The organism is Blastococcus sp. CT_GayMR20, assembly GCF_004570345.1.
In genome coordinates, this window is record NZ_SPQM01000218.1 from 1 (window position 1) to 5,561 (window position 5,561).

Below are 5,561 nucleotides of genomic sequence, written 5' to 3' on the forward strand. Positions count from 1 at the left end.
CAGGCTCCAGCGGTCTACCCGCAGGCATCGGGCGGGCCGCCCTCGAACGCCTGCGCGGGACGGCGGCGAACCGCCGTCCTTTCTTGACCTTGCTCCGGGTGGGGTTTACCGAGCCACACCGGTCACCCGGTGTGCGGTGGTCTCTTACACCGCCGTTTCACCCTTACCAGCGGCGAGCCGCTGGCGGTCTGTTCTCTGTGGCACTGTCCCGCGGGTCACCCCGGGTCGCCGTTAGCGACCACCCTGCCCTGTGGAGCCCGGACGTTCCTCGGCGGCGGGTCTCCCCGCCGACGCGACCGCCCGGCCGACTCGTCCGTCGTGGACCCATCCTAGGTAACGACACCCGCGAGCAGGCGCCCGCGCCCCCGATCGGCGCTAGCGTGCCGTCATGACGGAGCTTCCCGACGCCGGCACCGACCCGCAGCCGGCTCTCGGCGGCCGGACCGCACTGCTCCTGGTGGTGTTCGCCGTGGCCGGTCTCGCCGCCGCGATGGGCATGGGTTGGCAGGAATCCGGCTTGATCCTGCTCGCCGTCCTCCTCCTCGTGTGGCCGGCGCTCGCGTTCTACGCGTGGGCGCATCGACGCGGCGACCTGCCCTGAGCCTCACGGCTCAGCCCCAGAAGAGGCGGAAGCCCACTCGACGACCGCCGTCCTCCTTGAGTGTCGACATGTCGACGACCTGACGTGCCTGCATGTCGACCGGGTCGTCGGAGAGCAGTTCCAGGTAGCGCTTGTGCTCGGCCAGCGACGAGACGGCCAGCTCGACGGTGTCGCTGACGTCCACCTCGTGCGGCGGGTCCGTCATCTCCGAGACGGCGATGTACTGCACGCCGCTCCACCGCGGCTCGGTCAGCTCGGGGAAGATCCACTCGTTGGACGCGTCCGCCACCGCGTCGATCACGCACTGGCCGAGCGCCCGGTGGTCGGCGGAGTTCACGTAGGCGGGCGAGACGCCGGGCGGCGTCCACGTGGCGCCGAAGTAGCCGGTCACGATCATGTCGGGCCGATGCCGCCGGATCGCCGCCGCCAGGTCGCGCCGCAGCTCCGGCCCTGCCACCAGCACGCCGTCCCGGTGGTCGAGGAACTCCACCTCGGTGACACCGACGACGGCGGCCGATCGCCGCTCCTCGTCCTCGCGGATGGGGCCGGCCTCGGCCGGCGGGACGCCGGCCATCCCGGCCTCGCCCCGGGTGGCCAGGAGGTAGTGCACCTCCTTGCCGGCGGCGGTCCAGACGGCGACCGCGGCGGCAAGGCCGTACTCGATGTCGTCGGGGTGGGCGGCGACGACGAGGGCGCGCTGCCAGTCGGCGGGCATGGGCGAGGTCGGCATGAGCGGAGTGTGCCGTCGTTCCCGGCCCGGCACGACCGACTCGCGCGCGGCCGGCACGTAGGCTCGCGGCCCGTGTCCGCCGTCGACCTGCTCATCGCGGCGGGGGTGGCCCTGCTCGCCGGTGGGATCAACTCGATCGCCGGCGGCGGCTCGCTGATCCTCTTCCCCACGCTGGTCGCGCTTGGCCTCGGCACGGTCCCCGCGAACGTCACCAACTCCGTCGTCCAATGGCCCGGCTACCTCGGCGGTGTCGTGGGCTTCCGCAAGGAGTACGAGGGCCAGCGTGCCCGGCTGATCCGCTTCGGCGCCGTCGCCCTCCTCGGCGGGACAGCGGGCGGCGTCCTGCTGCTGACCACGCCGTCGGAGGCGTTCGACGTCGTCGTCCCGGTGCTGGTACTGCTGGCCAGCCTGCTGCTGGCGATCCAGCCATTGCTGACGAGGAACCTCCAACGAACCGGGGACGACGGCGCACGCCGCGACCCCGCCTGGCTGTATCTCGCGCTCTTCCTCGCCACCGTCTACGGCGGCTACTTCGGCGGCGCGCTCGGCGTGATCCTGGTCGGCGTCCTCGGTGTCGCCCTGCACGACCTGAAGCTGTCCAACGCGCTGAAGTCCGCGCTGTCGGCCGTCACCGCGACCATCTCGCTGCTGATCTTCGCCCTGTTCGGCCCCGTCGACTGGCTGGTGGTCGCGGTCGCCGCGCCGGCGAGCCTGGTCGGCGGCTTCCTCGGTGCCCGCGTCGCCGCCCGCATCCCCACGACGCCGCTGCGGATCCTGATCGTCACCTTCGGGGTGGCGGTCTCGGTCTACCTGTTCCTGCGGGTCTGAGCCGGCTCCATCGCCAGCTGGAGCCGCATCCGCGTCCAGGGTTCCGGTCCCCCGACGCCCGGATCCGCCCCCCGTCCCACGCCGACGTAACCGGTCCGCAGGTACAGCGCGGCGGCGCGGGGATTGGCGTCGTCGACGCTCAGCTCGACGGCCCGGTGCCCGAGCTCGGCCAGCTGCCCGTGCGCCCCGCTCAGCAGAGCAGTGCCCACCCCGCCGCGGCGCTCGGGACGGACGTCGAGCAGCCACAGCCACGGCAGCGTGCGCCCGCGCCACGGCGGGAGGTCCACGGCGACCACTCCGACGACCGCATCGGCGTCGTCGACGGCGACCAGGACGAGTGCCCGTTCCGTACCTGCGGCGACCGCCGCCTCGATCCCGGCATGCGTCCCGTCGTCCAGCCAGCCGATACCCGCGAGATCGTCCGTCGCGATCCGGCGGACGCGCATGTCAGCGCAGGTGGGCGGTGTCGTTCACCGCGCGCACCGACGAACGGCCGTCCGACGACCAGGTCACCGTGCACAGCGACGCCGCCTCCAGGAACACCCGGTGCACGGCCTCGTCGCCGACCGCGAGCCCGGCGGTCAGCAGCAGCTTGATCGGCGTCACGTGGCTGACGACCAGCACGGTCCGCCCGGCGTGCTCCGACAGGATCCGCCGGCGCGCCCGCGACACCCGCGTGCTGACGTCGGCGATCGACTCCCCGCCCGGCGCGGACACGGTCACGTCCGACATGAAGCGGCGGGCGGCCAGCGGGTGCTTCGCGGCGGCCTCGTCGAAGGTCAGCCCCTCCAGGTCGCCGAAGTCGAGCTCGACCAGGTCCTGGTCGAACGCGACCGGCAGTCCGAGGACGCCTGCCACGATCTCCGCGGTCTCGCGGGTCCGCCGCAGGGATGACGCGATCACGACCTCGACCCCCAGAGCCGTGGCCCGAACCGCTGCAGCCTCGGCCTCCGCCCGCCCGGTCCGCGACAGCGCTAGGTCGTTGCGGCCGCTGAACCGGCGTTCCGGGGTGTGCTCGGTCTGCCCGTGCCGCAGCAGGTGCGTGACCGTGGTGACGACCGGAGCCGGTTCCAAGGTCGGCTGGACGTCGTCCTCGAGGACGACGGGCTCGGCGGCGGAGTCCCGGTGGATCGGCTTGCCGTCCATCGCGCTGTTGGCCAGCGCGTCGGCGGCGCCGTTCTGCGCCCGCGGCACCCACGTGTAGCGCACCGAGCCCAGCTGCCGGGCGATCTGCTGCGCCTGCCGGGCGAGCTGCCGCATGTCCGGGTGCTTGACCTGCCAACGGCCCGACATCTGCTCGACGACGAGCTTGGAGTCCATCCGCACCTCGACCTCGGCCGTCGGGTCCAGGTCCAGGGCCGCCTGCAGCCCGGCGACCAGGCCGCCGTACTCGGCCACGTTGTTGGTCGCCCGCCCCACGGACGCCGCCCGCTCGGCGAGCAGCCGGCCGGTGTCGGCGTCCCGCACCAGCGCCCCGTAGCCGGCCGGCCCGGGGTTGCCCCGCGAGCCGCCGTCCGCCTCGACGATGAAGCGGCGGCTCACGACCGGGTCCCCGGTGCCATGTCCGGGGAAATGGCGCCTCGAGCGGTCACAGGCCCGACTCGGCGGTCCGCACCAGGATCCGGCCGCAGTTCTCGCAGCGCACGACCTCGTGCGGGTCGGCGGTGCGGACGGCGGCCAGCTGCGAGCCGTAGAACTCGATCCGGCAGCCCTGGCACGAGCGGGCCTTGAGCAGCGCCGCCCCCGTCGTCCCGGTCTGGGTGCGGATGCGGTCGTAGAGGGTCAGCAGCGGCTGCGACAGCCCGCCCGCCACCTCCGCGCGCGCCGCCTCGTGCCGCGCGGTCTGGTCGGCGATGTCGGCGAGGGCGTCGTCACGCTGCTGCTCGGCGCGCTCCCGGTCCTCCCTCGCCCTGTCCAGCCCCTGCTGCGCGGCCGCTAGGGCCTTCTCGGCGACCTCCAGGCGCTCCATGAGCTCGAGCTCCTGGTCCTCCAGGTCCGACTGGCGCCGCTTCAGCGACTCGAGCTCGTGCTGGAGGTTGGTCATCTCCTTGGGCGCCACGGTGCCGGAGTCGAGCAGCCGCTGGTCCTTGTCCTCCCGGGCGCGCACCGTCTCCACGTCGGACTCCAGCCGCTTCACCTCGCGGCCCAGGTCGCGCACCTCGGTCTCGGCGCGCACGACGTCGGCGGAGAAGGTCCGCTCGGCCTCCTCGGCGGCCGCGACAGCGGCGACCTCGGGCAAGGTGCGTGCGCGGTGCGTCAGCTGCGTCAGCGCGACGTCCTCGGCGGCGAGGTCCAGGAGCTTCTGCTGCTCGAAGTGGTCGGCCTTCACGCAGCCAACCTACCGGGCGGCCGGAGCCCCGTCGGACCCCTCGTGCCACGTCCAGGGGTCGGTCCCCCGCCGTGAGACGGTCGTCTCCACCCGCCCGGACAGGTCGCGGCGCAGTACGTCCGCCGCGACCGGCAGCCAGGGCCACTCGGTGGCGAAATGTGCTACGTCGCAGAGGGCCGGTCCACTCGACTCCCCCGCGTCGGAGACCGCGTGGTGCTTGAGGTCGCTGGTGAGGAACACGTCGGCGCCCGCGGCCGCCGCCGCGCTGGTCAGCGACCCGCCACTGCCACCGCACACGGCCACCCGCCGCACCACCCGGTCCGGGTCCCCCGCCGCGCGGACCCCGCCCACCGTGGCCGGCAGGACGGCGGCGGCCAGCGCGGCGAACCCCCGCAACGTCGTGGGCTCGGCGAGCTCCCCGACCCGGCCCAGGCCGGCGCGCGGGCCGTCCGCGGTCGGCTCCAGCGGGACGGCGTCCCGCAGCCCGAGGACGGCGGCCAGCGCGTCGTTCACGCCGGAGTCGGCGGCCCGGTCGGCGTTGGTGTGCGCGACGAACAGCCCCGCCCCGGCCCGGATGAGCCGGTGCACGAGCCGGCCCTTCGGGTCGTCCGCGGGCACCCCGTGCACAGGTGTGAGCAGCAGCGGGTGGTGGGTGACCAGCAGGCCGGCGCCGCTGTCGATGACCTCGTCGACGACGGCGGACGTCGGGTCGACGGCGAACACCACCGAGCCGACCTGTTCCTCCGGATCGCCGCAGACCAGCCCGACGGCGTCCCAGCTCTCGGCGAGGGCGGGGTCGTAGCGGGCATCGAGGGCGGCGACCACCTCGCGCAGGGGCACGGACACGGGACGGACTGTAGGTCCCTGCTCCGGCGCACGGGCACGGCGATGACAAGCTCTCCGCGTGGCGGACCGCGGGGCTCGGGAACGCGGGCTCCGCGCCCCGGCCTGGCTCGAGGAGCTGGTCCGCACCACTGCTCCGCCGATCCCCTGGCGGGATGTGGTCCGCTTCGCCGTGACCGTGCCCGCCCCGCTCGCCGTCGCGGTCGCGGTCGAGGGCGGGGTGCAGCCGG

At 74.1% G+C, this 5,561-nt stretch carries 7 protein-coding genes and 1 other RNA gene; 2 read left to right on the top strand and 6 right to left on the bottom strand.

The genetic code is table 11. From position 1 onward, the window contains the following. Nucleotides 1-312: RNase P RNA component class A (gene rnpB / locus E4P40_RS25805), an RNA gene on the bottom strand; the annotation flags it as partial. Nucleotides 313-388: 76 nt separating this feature from the next. Here rnpB and E4P40_RS25810 point away from each other — a divergent pair. Continuing rightward, nucleotides 389-601 (top strand): hypothetical protein, encoded by a 213-nt coding sequence (locus tag E4P40_RS25810; RefSeq protein ID WP_135161180.1) that lies wholly within the window; start codon nucleotides 389-391, stop codon nucleotides 599-601. Nucleotides 602-611: 10 nt separating this feature from the next. On the opposite strand, the gene E4P40_RS25815 is transcribed toward E4P40_RS25810, so the two are convergent. Continuing rightward, complete coding sequence (locus E4P40_RS25815) at nucleotides 612-1,331, bottom strand: PIG-L deacetylase family protein (RefSeq protein ID WP_135161181.1); 720 nt, start codon at nucleotides 1,329-1,331, stop codon at nucleotides 612-614. 72 nt (nucleotides 1,332-1,403) lie between these two features. Here E4P40_RS25815 and E4P40_RS25820 point away from each other — a divergent pair, with 72 nt between their 5' ends. Then, on the top strand, nucleotides 1,404-2,159 hold the full coding sequence (locus E4P40_RS25820; RefSeq protein WP_135161182.1) for a sulfite exporter TauE/SafE family protein: 756 nt from the start codon (nucleotides 1,404-1,406) through the stop codon (nucleotides 2,157-2,159). Here E4P40_RS25820 and E4P40_RS25825 read toward each other — a convergent pair. From E4P40_RS25825 to E4P40_RS25840, 4 genes are read right to left on the bottom strand one after another with little or no spacing between them, the layout of a single operon-like run. Beyond that, entirely contained in the window at nucleotides 2,138-2,605 is a 468-nt protein-coding gene (locus tag E4P40_RS25825; RefSeq protein ID WP_135161183.1) for a GNAT family N-acetyltransferase, read from the bottom strand. The two genes, E4P40_RS25820 and E4P40_RS25825, sit on opposite strands and share 22 nt — an antisense overlap. Nucleotide 2,606: 1 nt before the next feature. Further along, nucleotides 2,607-3,701: a bifunctional RNase H/acid phosphatase gene (locus E4P40_RS25830; RefSeq protein ID WP_135161184.1), complete on the bottom strand. Its 1,095-nt coding sequence runs from the start codon at nucleotides 3,699-3,701 to the stop codon at nucleotides 2,607-2,609. A 46-nt stretch (nucleotides 3,702-3,747) separates the two neighbouring features. Then, nucleotides 3,748-4,488: a C4-type zinc ribbon domain-containing protein gene (locus E4P40_RS25835; protein ID WP_135161185.1), complete on the bottom strand. Its 741-nt coding sequence runs from the start codon at nucleotides 4,486-4,488 to the stop codon at nucleotides 3,748-3,750. Between the two features lie 9 nt (nucleotides 4,489-4,497). After that, complete coding sequence (locus E4P40_RS25840; RefSeq protein WP_135161186.1) at nucleotides 4,498-5,334, bottom strand: Nif3-like dinuclear metal center hexameric protein; 837 nt, start codon at nucleotides 5,332-5,334, stop codon at nucleotides 4,498-4,500. Between the last annotated feature and the right edge of the window lie 227 nt (nucleotides 5,335-5,561).

Coding starts and splice junctions, on each gene's coding strand:
- E4P40_RS25815 (WP_135161181.1), bottom strand. CDS start 1,331: ATGCCGACCTCGCCCATGCCCGCCGACTGGCAGCGCGCCCTCGTCGTC.
- E4P40_RS25810 (WP_135161180.1), top strand. CDS start 389: ATGACGGAGCTTCCCGACGCCGGCACCGACCCGCAGCCGGCTCTCGGC.
- E4P40_RS25825 (WP_135161183.1), bottom strand. CDS start 2,605: ATGCGCGTCCGCCGGATCGCGACGGACGATCTCGCGGGTATCGGCTGG.